The sequence below is a fragment of the Microcystis protocystis FBCC-A270 genome (assembly GCF_050500235.1).
GTDB classification, from domain to species: Bacteria; Cyanobacteriota; Cyanobacteriia; order Cyanobacteriales; family Microcystaceae; genus Microcystis; species Microcystis ichthyoblabe_A.
The window spans coordinates 1022471-1043823 of the sequence record NZ_CP191407.1; the positions used below are offsets into that span (position 1 = coordinate 1022471).

21 protein-coding genes and 2 pseudogenes are annotated in these 21353 nt (G+C 44.0%); 13 read left to right on the forward strand and 10 right to left on the reverse strand.

Annotated elements, in window-relative coordinates; all coding sequences use genetic code 11:
- Window positions 1–57: 57 nt before the first annotated feature.
- The 4 genes from ACQY1X_RS05010 (at window position 58) to ACQY1X_RS05025 (ending at window position 1526) form a co-directional block, all read left to right on the forward strand.
- Complete coding sequence (locus ACQY1X_RS05010) at window positions 58–273, forward strand: hypothetical protein (RefSeq protein WP_002732614.1); 216 nt, start codon at window positions 58–60, stop codon at window positions 271–273.
- Window positions 261–698, forward strand: a complete 438-nt coding sequence (locus tag ACQY1X_RS05015; protein WP_004161546.1) for a type II toxin-antitoxin system VapC family toxin — start codon at window positions 261–263, stop codon at window positions 696–698. Before ACQY1X_RS05010 ends, ACQY1X_RS05015 begins: the two co-directional genes overlap by 13 nt.
- Before the next feature lie 276 nt (window positions 699–974).
- Complete coding sequence (locus ACQY1X_RS05020) at window positions 975–1199, forward strand: DUF433 domain-containing protein (RefSeq protein ID WP_287700677.1); 225 nt, start codon at window positions 975–977, stop codon at window positions 1197–1199.
- A complete protein-coding gene (locus tag ACQY1X_RS05025; RefSeq protein ID WP_430014095.1) occupies window positions 1200–1526 on the forward strand; it encodes a DUF5615 family PIN-like protein in 327 nt (108 codons plus the stop codon).
- A gap of 48 nt (window positions 1527–1574) precedes the next feature.
- Here ACQY1X_RS05025 and ACQY1X_RS05030 read toward each other — a convergent pair whose 3' ends face one another.
- Both ACQY1X_RS05030 and ACQY1X_RS05035 read right to left on the reverse strand, forming a co-directional pair.
- Window positions 1575–1877 (reverse strand): element excision factor XisI family protein, encoded by a 303-nt coding sequence (locus tag ACQY1X_RS05030; RefSeq protein WP_002734790.1) that lies wholly within the window; start codon window positions 1875–1877, stop codon window positions 1575–1577.
- Entirely contained in the window at window positions 1862–2281 is a 420-nt protein-coding gene (locus ACQY1X_RS05035) for a XisH family protein (RefSeq protein WP_002732677.1), read from the reverse strand. Before ACQY1X_RS05035 ends, ACQY1X_RS05030 begins: the two co-directional genes overlap by 16 nt.
- Window positions 2282–2790: 509 nt before the next feature.
- Between ACQY1X_RS05035 and ACQY1X_RS05040 the strand changes: the two genes are divergently transcribed.
- From ACQY1X_RS05040 to ACQY1X_RS05050, 3 genes are all read left to right on the forward strand, one after another.
- On the forward strand, window positions 2791–3405 hold the full coding sequence (locus tag ACQY1X_RS05040) for a DUF1349 domain-containing protein (protein WP_430014096.1): 615 nt from the start codon (window positions 2791–2793) through the stop codon (window positions 3403–3405).
- Between the two features lie 118 nt (window positions 3406–3523).
- Entirely contained in the window at window positions 3524–3922 is a 399-nt protein-coding gene (locus ACQY1X_RS05045) for a hypothetical protein (protein WP_430014097.1), read from the forward strand.
- Window positions 3923–3925: 3 nt separating this feature from the next.
- Window positions 3926–4333 carry a hypothetical protein gene (locus tag ACQY1X_RS05050; RefSeq protein WP_130757902.1) on the forward strand — a complete coding sequence of 136 codons (408 nt, stop codon included), beginning with the start codon at window positions 3926–3928 and terminating at the stop codon, window positions 4331–4333.
- Window positions 4334–4572: 239 nt separating this feature from the next.
- Here ACQY1X_RS05050 and ACQY1X_RS05055 read toward each other — a convergent pair whose 3' ends face one another.
- Window positions 4573–5982, reverse strand: a complete 1410-nt coding sequence (locus ACQY1X_RS05055) for an IS4-like element ISMae7 family transposase (RefSeq protein WP_430014668.1) — start codon at window positions 5980–5982, stop codon at window positions 4573–4575.
- 296 nt (window positions 5983–6278) lie between these two features.
- On the opposite strand from ACQY1X_RS05055, the gene ACQY1X_RS05060 reads away from it, so the two are divergent.
- The 4 genes from ACQY1X_RS05060 to ACQY1X_RS05075 all read left to right on the forward strand — a co-directional run bounded on the left by ACQY1X_RS05060 (window position 6279) and on the right by ACQY1X_RS05075 (window position 10264).
- On the forward strand, window positions 6279–6575 hold the full coding sequence (locus tag ACQY1X_RS05060; RefSeq protein ID WP_430014098.1) for a hypothetical protein: 297 nt from the start codon (window positions 6279–6281) through the stop codon (window positions 6573–6575).
- A 318-nt stretch (window positions 6576–6893) separates the two neighbouring features.
- Window positions 6894–7844: an HNH endonuclease gene (locus tag ACQY1X_RS05065; protein ID WP_016514284.1), complete on the forward strand. Its 951-nt coding sequence runs from the start codon at window positions 6894–6896 to the stop codon at window positions 7842–7844.
- Window positions 7845–7848: 4 nt separating this feature from the next.
- Window positions 7849–9501 carry a DNA phosphorothioation system sulfurtransferase DndC gene (dndC, locus tag ACQY1X_RS05070; protein WP_430015449.1) on the forward strand — a complete coding sequence of 551 codons (1653 nt, stop codon included), beginning with the start codon at window positions 7849–7851 and terminating at the stop codon, window positions 9499–9501.
- Between the two features lie 70 nt (window positions 9502–9571).
- The gene (locus ACQY1X_RS05075) at window positions 9572–10264 is read left to right on the forward strand and encodes a M15 family metallopeptidase (RefSeq protein ID WP_430014099.1); all 693 of its coding nucleotides are present in this window, start codon (window positions 9572–9574) and stop codon (window positions 10262–10264) included.
- A 78-nt stretch (window positions 10265–10342) separates the two neighbouring features.
- On the opposite strand, the gene ACQY1X_RS05080 is transcribed toward ACQY1X_RS05075, so the two are convergent.
- Complete coding sequence (locus ACQY1X_RS05080) at window positions 10343–10747, reverse strand: response regulator (RefSeq protein ID WP_002744345.1); 405 nt, start codon at window positions 10745–10747, stop codon at window positions 10343–10345.
- Between the two features lie 82 nt (window positions 10748–10829).
- Between ACQY1X_RS05080 and ACQY1X_RS05085 the strand changes: the two genes are divergently transcribed.
- Both ACQY1X_RS05085 and ACQY1X_RS05090 read left to right on the forward strand, forming a co-directional pair.
- Window positions 10830–13469: a DNA gyrase/topoisomerase IV subunit A gene (locus ACQY1X_RS05085; RefSeq protein ID WP_430014100.1), complete on the forward strand. Its 2640-nt coding sequence runs from the start codon at window positions 10830–10832 to the stop codon at window positions 13467–13469.
- A 4-nt stretch (window positions 13470–13473) separates the two neighbouring features.
- Window positions 13474–14157 (forward strand): YdcF family protein, encoded by a 684-nt coding sequence (locus ACQY1X_RS05090; protein WP_002734010.1) that lies wholly within the window; start codon window positions 13474–13476, stop codon window positions 14155–14157.
- Between the two features lie 237 nt (window positions 14158–14394).
- Here the strand turns inward: ACQY1X_RS05090 and kdpC are convergent, their stop codons facing one another.
- The 6 genes and pseudogenes from kdpC to kdpA form a co-directional block, all read right to left on the reverse strand.
- Complete coding sequence (kdpC, locus tag ACQY1X_RS05095; protein ID WP_430015450.1) at window positions 14395–15048, reverse strand: K(+)-transporting ATPase subunit C; 654 nt, start codon at window positions 15046–15048, stop codon at window positions 14395–14397.
- 2 nt (window positions 15049–15050) lie between these two features.
- The gene (locus tag ACQY1X_RS05100; RefSeq protein ID WP_430015451.1) at window positions 15051–15257 is read right to left on the reverse strand and encodes a potassium-transporting ATPase subunit F; all 207 of its coding nucleotides are present in this window, start codon (window positions 15255–15257) and stop codon (window positions 15051–15053) included.
- Window positions 15258–15447: 190 nt separating this feature from the next.
- Window positions 15448–16371, reverse strand: a pseudogene (locus ACQY1X_RS05105) (DNA cytosine methyltransferase).
- A 213-nt stretch (window positions 16372–16584) separates the two neighbouring features.
- A pseudogene (locus ACQY1X_RS05110) lies at window positions 16585–16827 on the reverse strand (HindVP family restriction endonuclease); the annotation flags it as partial.
- Complete coding sequence (gene kdpB, locus ACQY1X_RS05115; protein WP_430014102.1) at window positions 16827–18986, reverse strand: potassium-transporting ATPase subunit KdpB; 2160 nt, start codon at window positions 18984–18986, stop codon at window positions 16827–16829. The gene kdpB and the pseudogene ACQY1X_RS05110, both read right to left, overlap by 1 nt.
- A gap of 15 nt (window positions 18987–19001) precedes the next feature.
- Window positions 19002–20747 carry a potassium-transporting ATPase subunit KdpA gene (kdpA, locus tag ACQY1X_RS05120; RefSeq protein ID WP_002774504.1) on the reverse strand — a complete coding sequence of 582 codons (1746 nt, stop codon included), beginning with the start codon at window positions 20745–20747 and terminating at the stop codon, window positions 19002–19004.
- Between the last annotated feature and the right edge of the window lie 606 nt (window positions 20748–21353).

Genomic DNA, 21353 nt, shown 5'->3' on the forward strand with positions numbered 1-21353 from the left:
AGCCGTGATCTGTGGGCAATATGACATGATTAATAGAAGAAACAGGGAGTAAAGAGTATGGCTACCTATCAAGATGTTCGCCGGCAAGTGGAGAATCTCACCCCAGACGAGCAACTTCGCTTGTTAAAAGAGTTAGCTGTAATGGTACGTCGCCCTATGCTTGTTAAGCCCAAGCATAGCATTATGGAACTAGAAGGACTAGGAAAAGAAATCTGGAATGGACTTGATGCTCAAGAGTACGTTAATCAGGAACGAGCCTCATGGAATGGCTAATGCAACTACAAGGTCAAGTTGTGGGTTTGGATACCGCGCCACTCATTTACCTGATCGAGCAAAATCAGGTATATTTAGGGCTTGTTCGTGCCTTTTTTGGGGCGCTAAGTCGAGGCGAGTTTCAAGTTGTTACCTCTACGTTGACGCTGACGGAAGTTTTGGTGCATCCATTACGCTCAGGCAATGTAGAACTTGCCTGCCAGTATCGTGATATTCTTCTCGATCAAGAAAACTTAATTACAGTACCTATTTCTGTTGAGATTGCCGAAGTTGCCGCCCAGTTAAGAGCAAGACAAAACTTGCGAACTCCAGACGCAATCCAGATTGCCACTGCTATGGGAGAAGGTGCTATGTTTTTCTTGACCAATGATGCCCGTTTAGCTGCTGTCCCAGATTTAAAAGTTTTGGTTTTGGATGCTCTGTAACAGTACGCCAATCTGGTAGAGTTCGTTCCTTGAACATTGATTAAAGTAAATGATAATAATCTAAAAACGTCTAGGCACAGCGACGGACGGGAGTGCGATCGCTTATGATGGGGTTGTAAATTTTTGTTACGAAGTGCAGATATGGTAGGGTGCGTTCCCTAATGCGAGTCCTACCGCTGCAGCGATCGATTTTCAGGAACCCCAACATCCTCACCTATTACCATGAAAGGGTATAATAAGTTTACTTAAGGTCATCAAAGAGGTAACAAAACCTTAATGGAAAGTCGTATCCATATCCATCCAGATATTTGTAATGGAAGACCTGTTATAGCTGGAACCCGAATTCCGGTGCAAACAGTTATGGAATTTTTAGGATCAGGGGATTCTATTGAAGAAGTAATTGAAGAATATCCTTCTCTGAATCGAGAAGATATTTATGCCTGTATGCAATTTGCAGCAAGATTGATGGCGAATCACTATGAAGTCAGAAAAATTGCATGAATGGTTTTTTCTTTGATGAAAATTTACCAGCTAAAATCCTGTTCACTCCATCTTTACCGATCATTTTTAGGGAGAAGTCCAAGGGATACGGAAATTTGGCAATATGCAAAGGATAAAAAACTGGTTATTGTTACGAAAGATACAGACTTTTTCGATCAACTAATGCTTAATTTTTTTGCACCCAAAGTAGTACATCTCCGTTTTGGCAATATACGAAAACGAGAATTTCATCAGTTTTTAGCTCGTATTTGGCCAGAAGTTGAAGCTTTGGTTATTGAACATAAATTAGTTAATGTCTATTTAGATAGAATTGAAGCATTTAGATAATTTTTCCTAACATTCATTGCGATATCGCTAAGGTGGGTAATGCCTGCCTTACTCTAGGGAAAGTCCAGTAATAATATCTTCTGGGGGAATCCCAGCTTGAATTAAAGTGGTTGTTAATCCTTCTTCAAGATTATCATCTTCAATGACAATTTTATTTTTCAATAAACGAGCGTGAAATAAAATTGTATTAATCCATGCTTCTTTTTCCCAACCAGTCATAATTATTAAAAAGTTGCCTGATTCTGGATCACAAACTGGGGTAATTTTAAGGGTTTGTAATCGAGGTTGCATCGCCGACTCTTTTCTGATAACTTGAGTCAGAATATCGGCATAATTTACTGTGTTATCCATTCGCAAATTATCTCCTTTTGAGGATTATAAATAATTAAATTGATTCTATTACGTTTAATAACCAGTTGGAAAATAGCTTTTTTGAAGTGTTTTAAATAAACCGCTTGACTAATGCCCAAAAAAAGTTTTCTTTCAGGTTCTTGTGAATCTAAAGCCCATTGGTATAATTGAAGTTGTCCTATTGTTTTTTCTAATTCACTGATAACTGAAGGCGTATCAAAGTCTTTGATTTCTACGGCAATTTTACGTTCTTCTTTTTCCGCAGCAAAAAACTTTTCTGCTCCTAAATCAGCTTTAAGCAAGGTTTTTTCTAAGGTTAGAATTAAAGGATCATCAGTGATTTTCCAACCTTCTTTTTCTAAAGTATGACGTAATGATAAATGTAGATCGTCTCGTCTGGACATCCTTATAAACCCTGCTTAAGAGGTTCGGTTTCTATTCTACTACAGTTCGCCCTAATTCGGATTTATTATGACCGAAAAAGCGGTAAGGTGGGCAATGCTCACCCTACTATTTCTATTTTCGCTTGGTCAGGCTAGAGACTAACCCTAATCCTCCTAATCCTAACAAGGCAACAACGGAACTCAGTGCAGATATGGTAGGGTGTGTTCCTTAAACATTGATTTAAGCAAATGATAATAAACTAAAAACATCTATGCACAGCGACGGACGGGAGTGCGAGTGCCGTCGAATAATTGTAAATTTTTGTTACGAAGTGCAGTCAGATTGAAGAATTAGTGATATGGTCGCTGAAAAGTTCTTTGTATCTCAGCTGATTGTCAGTAATCCACAAAACGGGGTGATATGCCGAAAGTTTCCCCATATCCTTACTCTGGTTATTCGGAAAGTTTCTGTATAATTAATGGTTAGCTGGCCTCGTAATATCACGATGTATCTGATTAGGAGCGATATTATGCGACTTAGTGAAAATTTTTTACAGCCAGCATTGTCAGATGATTTTTACTGGCTCAACGAGCCGACGCATTATCGTTTGGGTAATGGCTTGGAAATTTCTACAGATGAAAAAACTGATTTTTGGCAAAACACACACTATGGTTTTCAAAGAGACGATGGGCATTGCTTATTGATGCGACAAGTTGGCGATTTTTCCCTAATGACCCAAGTAGAATTTCAGCCTCGGGAAAAATATGATCAATGTGGCCTAATGGTGCGGATTAACAGTCAGAATTGGATAAAAGTTTCCACCGAATATGAAAGCGAACAAGCTAGTCGGCTTGGTTCTGTGGTGACCAATTTGGGATATTCTGATTGGGCAACGCAAGACATTTCTTCACGATACCGCGAAATGTGGTATCGCATCAGTAAACGGGGGAGCGATTTTCTGCTAGAGAATTCTTATGATGGGCAGGCTTGGCTGCAAATGCGGATCACACACTTACACAAGATAGCCGACGATTGCCAAATCGGAGTGTATGCCTGCAGCCCGATAGGCAAAGCGTTTCGCTGTTGTTTCAAAACCTTGGAAATCTCAGACAATCAGTGGCTGGTAATACCAGAAGCCAGCTAATAACTGTATGCACCTGACTGGCACTTATGCGCCTTAACGCCTGGCTTGTTATGGTTCACGGCTTGTCTGTCTTATGCTAGAGTTTCATAATTACCCAAAGCTAATGAGGCAAAAAATAATGACGGACAAAAATAAGCCAGAAGAATTTCAAGAAGCAATGATTTCAGTGGGAGTGGGTACAGCGATTGGAGCTAGTGCATCGGCAGTAGTTGGCGGTATGGGACTTGCTGTAGGAGGAACTGCTCTAGGAGTCGGTATGGCTCCAGTAGCAGCAGCAGGAGCAGTGGTCGGCACAGCAGTTTACGGAACCAAAAAAGCAATAGAAGAACAAGACGCAACGGCAATTGGAGCAGCGGCAATTGGTGCGGGTGCTGGAGCCGGCATATCAGCATTGGTTGGGGGTATGGGATTAGCAGTAGGAGGGACGGCAGTTGCAGTGACGATGGCTCCCGTAGCGGCAGTAGGAGCAGTAATTGGTTTGGCTGGGTATGGGATCTCTAAATTATTCACTGAGTAAGTAATGGCTAAACGGAAAAGACATTCCCCCAATGCTGCTCAAAAATTAGTAAGAGGAGCAATTCGGGACTTTATTAATCAGGTTAATGGCATAGTTATTGAGCCGGAGATAAATACTCCTGTAAAGGGGACAGAGGCTTGGTATCGGGACAAACTGGCTAGAGAATTAGGAGGAAAAACCGAGGTTTACATTGATAAGGTAGGTAGAATAGATGTCTTAACTAATACGGAAATAATTGAAGTTAAAAATACAAAAGGCTGGAAATCAGCGATCGGGCAAATCAAGAGTTATGGACAGTATTATCCCAAGCATAAAATGAGAGTTCACCTATTTGGGAAATTGACTGAGAGTAAACTAGAAACTATTCAGAGAGTATGTAACCTAGAAGGTATAACTCTAACTTGGGAATAGTATGATCGCCGATTTAGTAAGATTCGTTCCCTGATGCGAGTCCTACCGCTGCAGCGATCGATTTTGGGGAACACACCATGGTCATTGATTCAAGTCAATGATTATAAGCTAAGTAGCTGGTTATAATTAAATTAAAAATGGATTTTAGGTTCGATCCCCCCTGCCCCCCTTGATCTATCCATTAGTCACATCTTTCTTAACATAAAATTTGACAAAAAGAGAAAAGTGTGCAAGATGGCTCAAGGGGGTTCTATGGGGGGACTAATTTGATGAGATAGTTTCCAAGTCTGGCTGATATCATGTAACCTTCGCAGTCCCAACCAAATAGTTTTAACACCTGGTTCACCGTCACCTTTTCTACCTAAAAACCCCCCAAGAGAAGCAATCATTCTGACCGCTTCTCGAAAGGAGGGCGGCTTTTCAGGTGGCGGACTCTTTTTATGAATAGTGGCACACAAAGATTGCCATTCATGTTCTTCCAAAAAACTTTCACAACTCTCCTCTCCGTGTAAGCGTGCTTGATAGGTTAACCAGAGTAATCTCCAAGCTACAATTGAATAGGTAGCTAAGGCCATCTCAATTCTACGACCCGTTTCTAATTGCAGTTTTTCTAATCCACAACCACTTTTTAAAACAAAATGATAGCGTTCTATCAACCAGCGATAACTGTACCAGCGCACACAGGTTATCGCTGATTCAAAGCTACTAATGTCTAGGCTAGTTAAGAGGAGCCAACTGATAGGATTAACTCCAGGACGCGGATTTTCTTCTTCAGCTAAAATTACCTGTAATTTGACCGGTTGACGAGGGTTCGCTTTCGAGTGATGCTTAGGTACTTGTATTTCAAAACTGGCAAATCTAACTGTTAGTTTAGCTAGTCTAGCCTCGTGATTAGGATTGCGTTTTACTTGCACATCTAGGCTACCACAGGCTTTTATTTCTCTGATGGATTGATGTAAATATTTAGGTTCTGGATGCCCTGACCTTTGCTTGTCTTCGAGATAGTTAACTTTTCGGTTATGAGTTCCTCGGATTAATAAATGAGAGTTAGGACTTCTTGATTGGGCAAATAAATCAAATATGTCTGCCTCACAATCTCCGATTGTTACTACTTGAATATCTTCGGGTATTTGTTGTTGTGTTTCTGATACAGACTCTAACCATCTTTGACTTTCTTTTTCTTCGGTTTCTCTTTTTTTTCTTTGCTTGGCAATCCCTAAATTCTTTTCTTCTCTTGCCCAGACATATTGATTAATCAGTCCTAAAGGTATTCCTTGCGCTGACACTCCTAAGGTGGTATGAACTTTGAGACCAAAGGATTTTTTATAATCTAGATAACCCATTCCTTTTTTTGCTTTTTGCGTCGTAAAGTCTAAACTTGTTGTGTCTTGCACTGCCAAAACTATTGGATGTTCTTTGATTCTTTCTACTGTACTTTTGGCTTGGGCGGCAATTATATCTGAGGGGTGAAAATAGGGGGAATTCCAAAAGTCGTAGGTGGCACTCGCTGCGGCTAGATTTCCCGAAGCTTGTGGCACACTTGTACTAGGTTGGCTGGCCAAGTTTTCTACGATACTGATTAACCTTTTCTTTCTTCTGGTGTCCCCCAGGTCTGCATATTGTAATTCTTGGGCTGCCCATTTCTCCATTTTTTTGCTTACCTCCACCTTAATTCCTTCTTTCAAAACTATACCTATCAATCGTTTCCCCTTTTTTTAAGTTTCTTCTCTTTTTGTTAAGAAAGATCCGACTAATGGATAGCCCCCTTGATAAGGGGGGTGTCTGACAACTTTTAACGCCTACCTACTTAAAAACCTCTAGGCACAGCGACGGACGGGAGTGCGATCGGATATAGACAAATATGGGGGCATTTTACCTTACTTTTTGGAGCCGTGATCTGTGGGCAATATGACATGATTAATGGAAGAAACAGGGAGTAAAGAGCATGACTACCTATCAAGATGTTCGCCGGCAAGTTGAGAATCTCACCCCAGACGAGCAACTTCGCTTATCAAAAGAGTTAGCTGTTACCTCTACGTTGACGCTGACGGAAGTTTTGGTGCATCCATTACGCTCAGGCAATGTAGAACTTGCCGGCCAGTATCGTGATATTCTTCTCGATCAAGAAAACTTAATTAGGGTTTGCTGTATAGTTCCCCAGAGAGAATCTAGGAGCCACACAGTTGGCAAAATGGTAGTTTCGTCCCTTAGTTTCTCAATTTTATCTGGCGTTCGCTCATAAAAGTGCCAGGGTTTTGAGTCCCTCCGATCGATTTCTCAACGTTTGTTTCTGGCACTTTTTTGGCTGAAAAAGTAACAAAACCCTTTTCTGGTAAGGCTTTCACTGATATTCAGCCAGCCCTAATTTAGGTTAACTACTCCCCCACAAGCCCGCTTTTAAGTACATATATTCTACCTTTTTGTGATTGCTCGTCAGCCGCGCTCGATCGATGTTATTATCACTATCTCTCTAGGCTTTCTATATTTTTCTCTCTCGGTGGGATGTTTTTCTGTATGCTGGTAATGGTTTCCTTTTTTTATCCGCATATCTCCCCCCCCTATGGTCGATAGTCTTCCCCTACGCAATTTAAAATATTATTGTGAAAGATTCGCATCTTTGAATGTTAATGTTAGTAAAAAAAGAGGTAATGCTCAATATAAACCAATTTTACTTTTATCAGTTATCGATCTAATTTCACAGGGATTAATCACGGAGAATAAAATTTTTGTTTCGGATGAATTAATTAATACATTTAATAGATACTGGAATGTTTTATCGTCTCAATACGAGGGGGGGTTGTATTATCCATTTTTTCACTTACAAAGCGAAGGATTCTGGTATTTAAGATTAAAGCCAGATTTTAATGGGCTACAGCCAAAGTCAATGAAAAAACTCAAATTAGCTGTAGAATATGCCTCATTAGATGAGGATTTATATAATTTGCTTCAAGACCAAAATTATCGTCAAGAATTAATAGACACTTTAATATCAGTATGGTTTTTATCATCTCAAAAAGAAATTAGTGAAATATTGACTATTAACACTAACTTGCAGGATGTAAGTACGGAAGAATTATCAATATTCGATAATGTAGAACAGGAGAAAAAATTCTACCTACGAAAATCTTTAATAAGAAGTGCTTTTTTTCGTAAAGCAGTCGTTTATATATATAATTATCAATGCTCTTTTTGTGGTCTTAAAGTAAACCACTCCTTGACACAAAGTATTGTCGATGGCGCACATATCAAACCTTTTGCTAAATTCTATAATAACCAGATAAACAATGGTTTATCTCTGTGTAAAAATCATCATTGGGCATTTGATCAAGGATTATTCACAATTGATAATCAATACAAAATTATTATCACAGAAGATTTTGAAGAAGTTTCACCGAACGCAAAGTCTATAAAAGATTTTCATGGTGAGAATCTTATACTGCCTGATAATCACGAATATCTGCCTAATCTTGAATCCGTAAAATGGCATAGAGATAATATATTTAAAGGTTAAATTTATGAGAAATAATGTTATTTTTGGCGAGCAAACACAGATAAATATTTTTCCTTCTAGAACTGTTGATGACTTTGTTATAGACGTTGAAATAATTACAAAAGAAATTCAAAGTTTATATCTTTCTAACAGTATTCCATTTGTTATAGGTTACTCAGGAGGAAAAGATAGTAGTGCTGTTGTTCAGTTAATTTGGAATGCAATCAGCAAACTTTCCATCGAGGAGCGTCATAAAAAAATTTATGTAATGACTACAGATACTCAAGTTGAAAATCCTCTTGTATCTACTTGGGTTAAACAATCTTTAGCCAGAATGAAAAATGAAGCTAAAATGCAGCAGATGCCTGTAGAACCTTATTTATTACGCCCAGAAATAAAAGATACTTTTTGGACTTGTTTAATTGGTAAAGGCTATCCTGCACCTCGTCATGGATTTCGTTGGTGTACTGAAAGACTAAAGATAACACCAACAAATCATTTTATTCGTCAGCAAATTCGAGAAAATGGCGAAGTTATTCTTATGCTCGGTACAAGAAAGGCTGAGAGTAATAAACGTGCTTCAACAATGAATAAATATGAAATTAATAGCTTTCAAGAACAACTTAATCTTAAGGAGAATATTAGTAAACCATTGCGCTATAGTGGTAGCCTTCCCAATGCAATTATTTATAGCCCTTTAGAAGATTGGCGTACTGATGAAGTATGGATGTACTTGATGCAGTGGGAAAATCCCTGGGGAGGAGACAACAAAGAATTATTAGCAATGTATCGAGGAGCGACTGCGGATAATGAATGTCCCCTCGTGGTAGATACCTCCACTCCTAGCTGTGGGGATTCGCGCTTTGGTTGTTGGGTGTGTACGTTGGTAAATAAAGATAAATCCATGGAGGCAATGATACAGAATGACCAAGAAAAAGAATGGTTACAACCACTTTTAGACCTTCGCAACGAATTAGATATAGAAGATGACCGACCAAAACGGGATTTTCGCCGTATCTTTGGGAAAGTACAATTATTTGAAAGAAACTTAAATGGAGAAATATCGATCGAACCGATACCCGGCCCTTATACTAAAAAATGGCGGGAATATTGGCTGAGAAGGGTATTAGAGGCCCAGGAGAGCGTGCGTACTAATGCCCCAGAGGAGATGAAAGATATTACCCTAATTACCACGGAGGAACTCAGCGAAATTCGCCGGATTTGGAGGGAAGAAAAGCACGAATTTGATGACCAATTACCGAAGATTTATAAACAAGTGACTGGAGAAACTTTTCAAGACCCGCGACCGGGAGCGGATAATAATCTTTTGGGGAGTGAAGAATGGGATATCCTCGCGGATATATGTGCCGAGGATTCCATGCACCTAGAATTATTGGCTAAACTTATCGATACAGAACGTCAATATTTTCTAAAAATCTCTCGCAAGGGTATTTACAAAGACCTAGAAAAATGCTTTGAGTCTAGTTCTCGTAGTAAAGAGGAAGCGATCGAAAATGCTCGTTATGTCTATGATCTAAAGAATGCCGCTCAAAGTGGCAATATTGCTCAGGTGAAAGAACAACTCAAGGAGAGTTTTAGTGAACCGGAAAAAGACCCACAAAAACAGTTAACTTGGGCCAGTATGAAATTCCCTACAACCGATGAGGAGGAGGAATAACGGGTTTATTTTACCCGTAAACTGGCGATCGAGTTGACCATCAATAAAATTACTGTTTCCCGATGACGAGATGAAACCCTACCAAAAAATTCCTATTCGTGAATGTGGGGAACCCCTAGTACCTATACCCGCAGATAAGTTTGTTATCCCTTCTCCCCATGCTTACGAGAAATTAGGAGCTAATTATCGCGGTAAATCTCCCTATTTTTTGCGACAAGGGGTGTTAAATCCCCTGATTGATGCTCAAAACCGTCTGCAAGTCTATCAACCCGGTTGGCAAATTTTGATTTTTGATGCCTATCGACCGGTGGAAGTGCAACAATTTATGGTCGATTATAGTTTTCAGACTCTCCTAGACACAAGAGGATTAGCCAGAGAGAAACTATCGGAGGCAGAAAGTCAAGCGATTTTAACAGAAGTTTATACTATTTGGGCGGTTCCCAGTGATAATGCCGCCACCCCGCCACCCCATAGTACCGGAGCAGCGATCGATATTACCCTAGTGGATGAGAAGGGACAAACCATCGACATGGGGGGAGAAATCGATGAGATCGGAGAGCGATCGCATCCCGATTATTATATCGCCGCAAAAAGCCCGCAAGAACAGAGCTATCATCAAAAACGAGTTTTATTGGCTAAAGTGATGAAGGAGGCGGGATTTAGCCGACATAAGGGGGAATGGTGGCATTTTTCCCTAGGGGATCAGATGTGGGCCTGGTCGCTCGATCGAGCCTACGCTATCTATGGCAGAGTGGAGGATTAGGGAGATAGCTGTTAGGGGTAAACTGAAAGCAGCCGGTCTAGATAAATACTGATATACTAACAAAAGAAGACTCAAAGCTTAGACCGGCTTCTGATCGATGATCGCCAAGATTTGCTCAACAAAAGCTTGGTGATCAACCACTGGTTTAGAAATATAACCATCGGCCTGACTCTGCTTGAGAAAATTCTCTCGATCGCCTTCCATAGCGTGAGCAGTGACGAGAATAACGGGTAAATCGGCGGTTTCGGGGTTAGCTTTGAGAATTTGGCTGATTTTAATGCCATCTACCGCTTTCCCTTCATAGACACTATGGGAGAGGGAGACATCCATTAAGATCACGTCCGCTTTCTTGTCCCGAGCAATACGAAGCACTTCTTCCACGTCTTCAGTCCCTTTGACCTCTAGACCACCTCGTTTAGTCAAAATTTTGGCAAAAACGCGAAAATTTATCGGGTCGTCTTCTACAATCAAAACAGTTGTCATAGGGAAGCTCAGGGATAAACAAGGTTAAAACGGGCAAAATGCCCTATGATTCACAGCTAGACAGATTAAAAACGAGAGACTCATGGCCAAACAACTGGATTTCTTAGCTACTGGTCAAATTATACCCACGGCCTTACACCAAGAGATGGAACGCTCCTATCTAGAATATGCCATGAGTGTGATCGTGGGGCGAGCCTTGCCGGATGTACGCGATGGATTAAAACCAGTCCATCGTCGCATATTATACGCTATGCACGAACTCGGTTTAACCCCCGATCGCCCTTTTCGCAAATGTGCGCGGGTGGTGGGGGATGTCTTGGGTAAATATCATCCCCACGGCGATCAGTCAGTGTACGAGGCACTGGTTCGTATGGTACAGGATTTTTCCAGTCGTTACCCACTTTTATCGGGCCATGGTAACTTTGGTTCGATCGATAACGACCCCCCGGCGGCCATGCGTTATACCGAAACCCGTTTGGCCGGCATCGGTGATCAGGCGGTTTTAGGGGGAATTAGCGATGCTATCGTTAATTTTAGCAGTAATTTTGATAATTCTCAACAGGAACCGGTTGTTTTACCCGCTCAGTTACCGATACTAATTCTTAATGGTTGTTCGGGTATTGCAGTAGGGATGGCGACTAATATCCCTCCCCATAATTTAGGGGAAGTGGTGGAAGGTTTAATCGCTTTGATCGATAATCCCGATTTAAGCGAGGAAAAGTTAGTAGAAATTATCCCCGGTCCCGATTTTCCCACGGGAGGCGAGATTTTAGATGATACCGGCATTCGGGAGGCCTATCGCACCGGTAGGGGGATTATTCCCGTGCGCGGAGTGGCGAAAACTGAAACAATTATCATTGAGGGCAAGCGCCGAAGGGAAAGGACGGCAATTGTGGTTACTGAGTTGCCTTTTCAGGTGAATAAGGCTGCATGGATCGAAAAAATCGCCGAATTAGTCAATTTAGGGAAATTGGAGGGAATTGCCGATATCCGCGATGAAAGCAATCGCGAAGGCATTCGGGTGGTGATTGAATTAAAGCGGGAAAGTCAACCGCAGCAGGTTTTGGCCGCTTTATACCAACAAACGGCGCTGCAGAATAATTTTGGGGCAATTATCCTGGCTTTGGTCGATAATCAACCCCGGCAGTTGTCTTTAAAACAAGTTTTACAGGAATTCTTGCACTTTCGAGAAACGACTCTCACTCGTCAGTATGGCGATGAGTTGCAACAGGCCAGCGATCGCTTACACTTAGTCGAGGGTTTATTATTAGCTTTGCAGAATATCGATCGAGTGGTGGATATTCTCAAAAATGCTCCCGATGGGACGACGGCTAAGTATCGTTTTCAGGCAGAATTGGGCATTAGTGACCCTCAAGCTGATTCTATCTTAGCTATGCCTCTGCGTCGTTTAACCGGTTTGGAAAGACAAAAGTTAGAGACGGAAGCGACGGAATTACAAACAAAAATTCAACAATTGGAAACTCTCCTCCATAACCGTCAGGAGTTTCTCAAGTCTCTGAAAAAAGAATTGCGCTCTTTAAAGAAAAAATTCGCCGATAGCAGACGGACAAAAATTCGCACCGGCAAGTCGGGGGACAGGAGACAGGAGACAGAAGGGAAGAAACAGGATTCTGTGGTGAAAAAACAGGAGACAGTCCCGATGAAAAAATTTTCACCCCCACAGACGAAAGAGGTTTCCTTACCTACACCCCACACCCCACACCCCACACCCTCTTTGAAGGCAGAAGTTAAAAAACAGGAGAATAAAGTTAAGAAAAAGCCTGAGAGTGAGAATGCACCGAGTTTAAGCCTATTTACGCCCCAAGAACCCCCAGAAAATGCGATTTTATTGCTTGATGCCGAAGATAAAATTAGTTGGACGACACCGGAAGAGCGAGCGCCGGACCGGGGTTTAATTATCTATCAACAGGCGATCGAAAAACGGGAAAATTTCCTAGTTATCCTCGATAATGCTAAAGCTTACCCGATTGCTATCCGGGAAGTTCCTCCAAAAGACAATCAACCGGTGTTAATCTCCAGTCTGCTGACCAAAACCGCCCAAAAAGAGTCAGAAGCCGTGTTAAATCAATTTTTCTTGACAGAACCTCAAAAAAATCAAGAATTGCTTTTACTGAGTCAACAGGGGCGAATAAAGCGACTTCCCATCAATGAATTAGAGGGGGTTGGTAGTCGGGGTTTGTCCCTGATGAAATTGAAAGAAGATGATCGCCTATATGGTGCTATTTTTACTCACGAAGGCCTAGACTTAGCGATCGCCACCAGTAGCGGTCGGGTGTTGCGTTATCCCGTGCGCGAGGAATTATTGCCAATTATGGGTAAATCTGCCCAGGGTTTAGCAATTTTGCGATTGCGCTACGGGGAACATCTAGCTGGCTGTGTTTCTCTCCCCCATCGGGAAAATCTGCTGCTGATTTCGGGATTAGGTTACGGAAAAAGACTGGCGATCGAGAATTTACGCCTATCACAATTAGGCGATCTTGGTTCACCCGCTTTACAATTCGTCAACAAACAGGATAGTTTAGCGGCCATGGTAGCGGCGCGGGCGGGGAGTATAGTGTTATTAAGTACCAATCAGAATCGAAAACTACCCTTAGAGGTGGAAACTGTGGCAGTCACGGGTAAAGACGGGACAGGTTCACAATTAGTCAAACTCAACCCCACAGAAAAAATTATCAAAGCACAATTGTTACACCATCTCTAAGTCAATGGCGAAAAAACCGAAAAATGTTGCTCGTAAACACCGAAATTGGCAAAAATGGTTAAAACTAACTCTGGTCGCAGTTTTTGGGTTTATTATACTTAATTTAGCGATTAATTTAGCCATCCGCTGGCCAATTAATCAACAAAAACCCGTTGATGCCATCTTAGTTTTGGGGGGCAGCATTCGTCGGGAAATTTATGTGGCCAATCTGGCCAAGCAATACCCCAATATACCGATTTTAATTTCCCAAGGCTCGAAAGATCCCTGTATTTTATTACTATTTGAACGGGCAAAAGCACCAAAAACTAACGTCTGGTTAGAAAAGTGTGCTAATTCTACCTTCGGCAATTTTTTCTTTGCCGTGCCAATTTTAAAACAATGGGGAGTACATAAAGTAAAAGTTGTCACTTCTCCTACTCATTTACCCCGCGCTAAATGGTTAGCAGAAATTCACTTGCAATCCCACGGTATAGCAGTAGAAATTGATGCAGTCAGAGAAATTGGTATCCCTGGTAATCACGAATCAAAGCTAAAAACTGGTTTAGATGTGACTAGAAGTATAATTTGGGCTTTTGTCGGACAATTAATCTCTCCCCCCTGTTGGCAAGTCATTCCCTTAAATTCCGTTGATTTAGAAGCTTGGCGCGATCAAGGTTTTCAATGTGAATATCAAGGTAAGATCAGCTAAACCATCCTCTCCCAGTTAGTTTTTTAGCGGCTGCATCCCATGTTTGTAAATCCACTAAGTTGGTGTTTTTAAAGGCAAACTCTCTCTTTCCACTTGCCACTTCCCTATACCTTTTAAACAGGATTTAGTATGATCCTAAATCCTGTTATTAAAAACTGATTTTTATTCCCCCTTTTGCCTCATGCCTCATGCCTCATGCCTGTCCTGATATGTAGCCTATAATCAACGGATTTAGTATCAGAAACCCGATTGGGAATTTGCGATCGCATCTAGAGCCAGATTCAGTTTCAGCACGTTAACCCCCGGTTCGCCGAAGATGCCGAGAAAGCGCTCGTCGGTGTTTTTGATAATCAGTATCTCCACTTGATTCGTCGGTAATCCCCGCACCTGCGCCACCCGCTCGATCTGCGCTCTGGCGGCCTCTGGGGTGATATGGGGATCGAGACTGGAACCGGAGGTATATACCAGAGCTGCGGTGGGTTTAATTGCCGCTTTCTCTAATCGGGGAATCTCCCCCTCTATAGCTTTCGCCGGATCAGGATCGGGTTTTCCTTTAATGCGATCGATCAATACAGGGTTACTGGGAGCTAGGTTACTCGCTCCCGAAATTCCGGTTTGCAAGATCTTGTTAGGATCGTTTTTCGGATCGGCCGTACTGTAGTCGGTGGTACTCGGACGACTATTAAAATAGCGATCGCCGGTGAAAGGTTGCCCAATTAGAGCCGAACCCACCACTTGACCTTGATTATTGGTAATTAAACTCCCGTTCGCTTGCCAGGGAAAAAGAATTTGACCGATGGCGATCATCGAGAAAGGATAGATCAGCGCAGTGATCACCCAGAGAACTAGGGTAGAACGGATGGCTCTACCGGCATCGCGTGCAAAACTCATGATTAAAACCTCTCCGGTATAAAGATGACAAGGAATAGGTAGATAAATAAAGCAAAAGCGACTAATCCTAAAAGGGTTAATGCGAAGGATTGCCCCCTATTTATAGTGCTTCCCGTAGAAGCTTGAACGATGGAGGAGAAAAGAATTGTTAGACAGAAATTTAAGAAAATATACCAAAAAAATCGGTATTTTCTAAGGGATACTTTCATAAGAATTAGAGTTTTTTGGAGATTTGTTTTTGCCAGTAAATCAAGAAAATAAGTAGGTAGGCGTTAAAAATTATCAGACACCCCCCTTATCAAGGGGGGATTAAGGGGGGATCAACACCCCCCTTATCAAGGGGGGATTAAGGGGGGATCAAAGACAAAATCTATTTTCAATTTAATTATAACCACTTACTTAGCTGTAGTTGTCGATAGGTTGTCTTTTTCCCTTTTTCAATTCATAGTTAAGAATACATTGGCCTACATATCTAGCCAGATTAACAGGGACAGCATTGCCAATCATTTGTTCTAGATTAGATTTTGTTCCAGCAAAAATAAAGTCTTTAGGAAAAGTTTGGATATAGCTTCGCTCGCTCGTTGTTAGCGGTCTTAATTTTTCATTAAGATGACAAGCATCACCGGGATGTTGTCGATAGGTTTTGGGAACTGGTCGATTTACTCCTCGAATAGTAGGGCTAGGTTCATAAATACTGAATATCGCCCTTCTTTGATAGCTTCTAGGATGTCTATAATAGTATTCTATATCTAATTCTTTGCCCATATAGTCAAATACAGTCAGAGGTTGACTTGATAGATTTTCATTAATTTCATCGATTAAAAAATCATCTTCTTCCTTCATTTTACCGATCAGAAAATATCTTTTTCTAGTTTGAGGAACTCCGCATTAACAAGAATTAATAACTTTTTCAGTTAAACCATAACCATGGCTTTTAAAAATTTGTTTTGCTTGAGTGAGTATTTTACTTTTCTCAATTCTATCCACATTTTCCATAACAAACCATTGCGGACTTACTCCAGTTACAATTTCGGCGAATGTGAGCGTTAGATTCGCTCGTCCTAAACCCTCGTCTCTCTTCCCAGCACTGGAAAAGTCTTGACAAGGAGGGCTGCCGACAATAATCTCAGGATTATATTGAGCCAATATTTCTTGGCTAGATTCTCTAGATAAATCGACATTAAATATCGGATGACTAAAGTTATTTCTATAGACATCTATAGCAGGTATCCAATTATCAAATGCGGCCACAATAGTAAACCCCGCTTTCTGGAAACCTAAAGATAAACCACCACAACCAGCGAATAAATCGATTGTGATCATTTTGCTCCCTTCTCTAAATTGACTCTCGAAAGCGTAAAATAAATGGTTCTTCCGAACTTACACTGTAGAAAATTCCCCAAGCTCCCTCTCTGTCCAGCAATGCTCTAAAGTTGATAAATATCAATCTAACAAAAACTCAAAGCCTTGCTGTACAAACTTTACAAGCATGAGTTGTTAATAGTTTTGCATGACAGATTCGGTAGAGCCAAATAAATTATCGGAATCGGGAGCTAGACCGTATAACTCTTGTGTACTTAACTCCGCCGGTTGAATTTTTAAATTTTCATCGAGTTTCAGATATACATTTTTCAGTCCTTTCCCATCCAAGTAAGCGCACAAAGAAGCTGGAAATGAGGAGTTAAATTGATTTTTACCCCATGTTTCTTTTTGGCTAAAATCCCGATTCGAGTGCTTCAATCCGAATAAACTAGGCTTAAATATTGCCGATTTTCCCATTACCTCAACCCGATCGCTGAAATTATCTCATCAATAATCTTAATAGCAATAAACGGCGCAATCATGCCTCCCACGCCGTAGATGAGGATATTGCGCCGCAATAGTTGGTCGGCGGTGAGCGGGCGAAATTGAACGCCTTTAAGTGCCAGGGGAATCAAAACGGGGATAATCAGGGCATTGTAGATCAGGGCCGAGACGATCGCCGATTGAGCGCTTTTCAAACCCATGATATTTAAAGCACCGATCCCGGCAGCGGCGAAAATCGTCGGGATAATGGCGAAATACTTAGCGATATCGTTAGCTACCGAAAACGTGGTCAGGGCGCCGCGGGTAATTAATAACTGTTTGCCGATGGTCACTAAATCGATCAGCTTGGTTGGGTCGGAATCGAGATCCACCATATTGGCCGCCTCCTTCGCCGCTTGGGTTCCGGAGTTCATCGCCACACCGACATTAGCCTGGGCCAGTGCCGGTGCGTCGTTGGTACCGTCTCCCGTCATAGCAACTAACTTGCCCTTGGCTTGCTCGCGACGGATCACCTCGATCTTATCTTCTGGGGTGGCCTCGGCGATAAAATCATCCACCCCCGCCTCCGCCGCAATCACCGAGGCCGTGATCTGGTTGTCGCCGGTGAGCATGATCGTTCTCACACCCATGCGCCGTAATTGGTCGAAACGCTCTTTTAATCCCGGCTTCACGATGTCCTTGAGATAGATCACCCCGTAGATATCGTTACCCCGACAGACGGCGAGGGGAGTCCCCCCCAAACGGGAAACCCTTTCCTGTGCCTCATCGAGGGTCTCGGGAACGGAACCACCCCTAGAACGGACGAAACCTTTAATCGCGTCTACGGCTCCCTTACGGTATTCCTCCCCGTCCCTATCGGTGCCGCTCATGCGGGTACGAGCGGAGAATGGGATTGCCTCGCCGGGTTGGCCATCGATATCGAGGTTTGCGCCCAAATTCCGGGCTAAAGCAACGATCGAGCGTCCTTCCGGGGTTTCGTCGAAAAGGCTGGCCGCTAGACAGACGCGGGCTAATTCCTCGAGGTTATGACCGTTGACGGGGATAAATTCGTCAGCTAGCCGGTTGCCGAGGGTGATTGTTCCCGTTTTGTCGAGAAGGAGGGTATTTACGTCGCCGCAGGCTTCCACCGCACGCCCGGAGGTGGCGATGACGTTAAACTGAGCCACACGATCCATCCCGGCGATACCGATCGCACTCAATAAACCGCCGATCGTCGTGGGAATGAGGGCGACGAGGAGGGAGATCAAGATGGCGATACTGGAACCGGCCCGAAAGGTATCCGCAACCGCAGGACTGAGGCTCGTTTCCAGGAAACCGGCGATATAGTTCCCGATCGAGGGAATCGTGGCCACGACAATTAAAAAGACCTGGGTTAACACGGCCAGAAGTACCGTCAGGGCGATCTCGTTGGGGGTTTTCGTGCGCTCGGCCCCTTCCACGAGGGAGATCATGCGATCGATAAAACCCCGGCCGGGATCTTGGGTGATCCGCACTGTCAACTCGTCCGAGAGAAGCCTGGTGCCACTGGTGACGGAACTGGCGATGTCGGTGCCGGGTTGTTTGAGGACGGGGGCCGATTCTCCGGTGATCGCCGATTCATCCACCGAACCGATTCCCTCGATCACTTCCCCGTCGGCGGGAATCACGTCCCCGGCCAGCAGTTTTACCCGATCACCCCGATGCAAGGCCGTGGAACTGACCGACTCGATCGAGCCGTCGGCCAGGATTTTTCTGGCGATCGTGTCGCTGCGGGTGGAGCGTAGGGCATCGGCCTGGGCTTTTCCCCGTCCCTCTGCGATCGCCTCGGCGAAGTTGGCAAACAGCACCGTCAAGAAGAGGATCAGGGTGATGATGCCGTTAAGTAGCCGTTGTTGTCCCCTCTCCCCGGCGATCGTGCCGAATAGATGCGGGTCGATCGTCACCAGGGCCGTGACGATTGTTCCCAACCAGACCACGAATAGGACAGGGTTACGCACGGCGATGCGCGGGTCGAGTTTGAGGAAGGACTGCCGGATCGCGCTTTGATAGAGACCGGTCCGGTTTACCTTGGGGGTATGGCGGCGGTCGTCCCGGCGACCTCTCGGCACTCGCAACGGGCGGGGGGACTTAGAATTTCCTCTGTTCGTTCTCATAAATTATCCAAACTCCTAGCCGATCATCCGGGTGATTTGAAAGGCTTCCGCGATCGGACCCAAGGCCAATATCGGCAAGAAAGTGAGCGCACCGAGAATTAAAATCACCCCCGCCGTCACGCCGGTAAAGAGTCCGGTATCGGTGCGGAGGGTTCCGGTGGTGGCGGGAACCGGTTGTTTGCGGGACATCCCATCGGCTAAGAAGAGCAGGGCGGCGATCGGAATATACCGTCCGGCGAGTAAACTGAAGCAGGCGCTCAGATTCCACCAGAGAGCGGTCATCGTCGGTTTCGCCCCAGCCGCGATCGCAAGTGGTGCGGGCTGGGAATCTCCTAGTCCCTCGAAGCCCGATCCGTTATTGGCGGCGGCGGAAGCGTACTCGTAGATAACTTGAGATAATCCGTGAAAGCCGGGGTTACTGATGCCTTGAAAATCAGGGATAGCAAGGGCGATCGCTCCGGGGATAAGGATGGCGATCGGGTGAACCAGCAGAATTAAAAAACTCGCTAACACCACTTCCCGTTTCTCAATTTTGCGCCCGAGGAATTCCGGGGTTCTTCCCACCATTAGCCCGGTGACGAATACCGCAAGGATCAGATAGGCAAACAGGTAGGCGGTGCCAGTTCCCTGGCCTCCGAAAACGATTTGCAGGAACAGATTCGAGAGGGTGGCGAAGCCGCCGTTCGGCATCAAGGAATCGTGCATGGCGATCACCGCACCGCACATGGTGGCCGTGGTAGTTACTGCGTACAAGGCCGATTGCGCCCAACCGAAGCGTACTTCTTTGCCCTCAAAGTTAACCGCTCGATCGACCCCTAGCAGCGAGTTAATCGCCTGGTTGCCGTTATATTCCCCGATCGCTGTGATGATCGTAAAGCCGATGAAGATACCGAGGGGAATTAGATAGATTAACCGAGCTTGCTTGAGATTATCGGCGAAAACACCGTAGGTGTAGATTAACGAGGACGGAATCGATAAAATCGCCACTAATTGCACCAGATTGACGAATCCGTTCGGGTTTTCAAAGGGGTGGGCAGAGTTGCTGGCGAAAAATCCCCCGCCGTTTTCTCCCAATTCCTTAATAATCTCGAAGTGGGCCACTGGACCGCGGGCGATCGCCTGACTGAGGTTGGGGTTTTCTAGCGTCGGCAAGATTGCCGGGCCGGCGAGGGTTTCCGGAACTCCGGCGATGATCAGGGCCATTGCCCCCACGATCGAGATCGGTAAGAGGATACGGGTGATCGCTCGGATCAGATCCACGTAGAAATTGCCCAACGGTCGCCCCGTCAGTCCCCGAATAAAGGCGATCCCCACCGCTAGACCGGTTCCGGCCGAGGTGAACATCTGGTAGCCGAGTCCCCAGATCTGACTCGCGTAGCTGAGGGTGGTTTCTCCGGAATAATGCTGTTGGTTGGTGTTGGTGATAAAGGAAATCGTCGTATGTAGCGTGGTGTCCCAAGTGGGAGCGGGGATCGCCGTCGGGTTGAGGGGAAGGACTTCTTGGCCCGCAATCAGGGAAAAAACCAGAATTGCCATCACCGCGTTACTGTAGAGAACGGCGCGGAGGTACTGCCAGCCGGTCATATTCTCTTTCCCTTTCACCCCGACGAAGCTGTAAAGAAGACTCTCGACTCGATCGCACAGTGGGTCGAGTAGGGTTCTCCGTTCCATGAAAACCCTCGCCATATAGCGCCCGAAAAAGGGGCTGATTGCCACGATTATCAGGATCGTGAGCGCGATTTGAATCCATCCTTGCAACATGGTTCGATCGACTCCGAAAAAAGGCTAGTGGTCATTGAGCTTGTGGAAATGTGGCGGCTCAATCGACGGATTCGACAAGCTCACCGTCCATGGTCGACCGGGAAACTCAGGGGTTCGCTGTCTCGAAACCGCTTGAGAAAACCAAGTTTGTCTAATTATTAGCGATCGTTAACCAGTGGATGATCGAGGGATTACTATCGCCTCTGCTGGGATGATTATAGCGATTTCAGAGCAGTCGCACACAATTCTTAACATTTTTGGACTTTGGACAAAGAAAAAAAGATTTGCGTAAAATTTACGGGTTCTCCTAGACTGGTTATGGCAAATTAGTAGTTTCAATGAGCCTAAACCCTTAAATAGACTAGGATCGAACAAAGCAAAAAGCTTTTTTATTAAAATTGCTTTTTTTAATTCTGGTGAGCCTTACTTGGCAAAGCTTGTGTGGACTATTTTCTGCTAAAATATCATAGCTACTCTAGAAGAGCCCTTTTACGCAAATCTAATTGGAGACAATATCTCCTCTTTCTCAGCGCGTAAAAAAGCTGAAAAATAGCGGTTCTTAGGAGCGTTTTGCCATAACCAATATTGATTCCGCACCATTGTCAT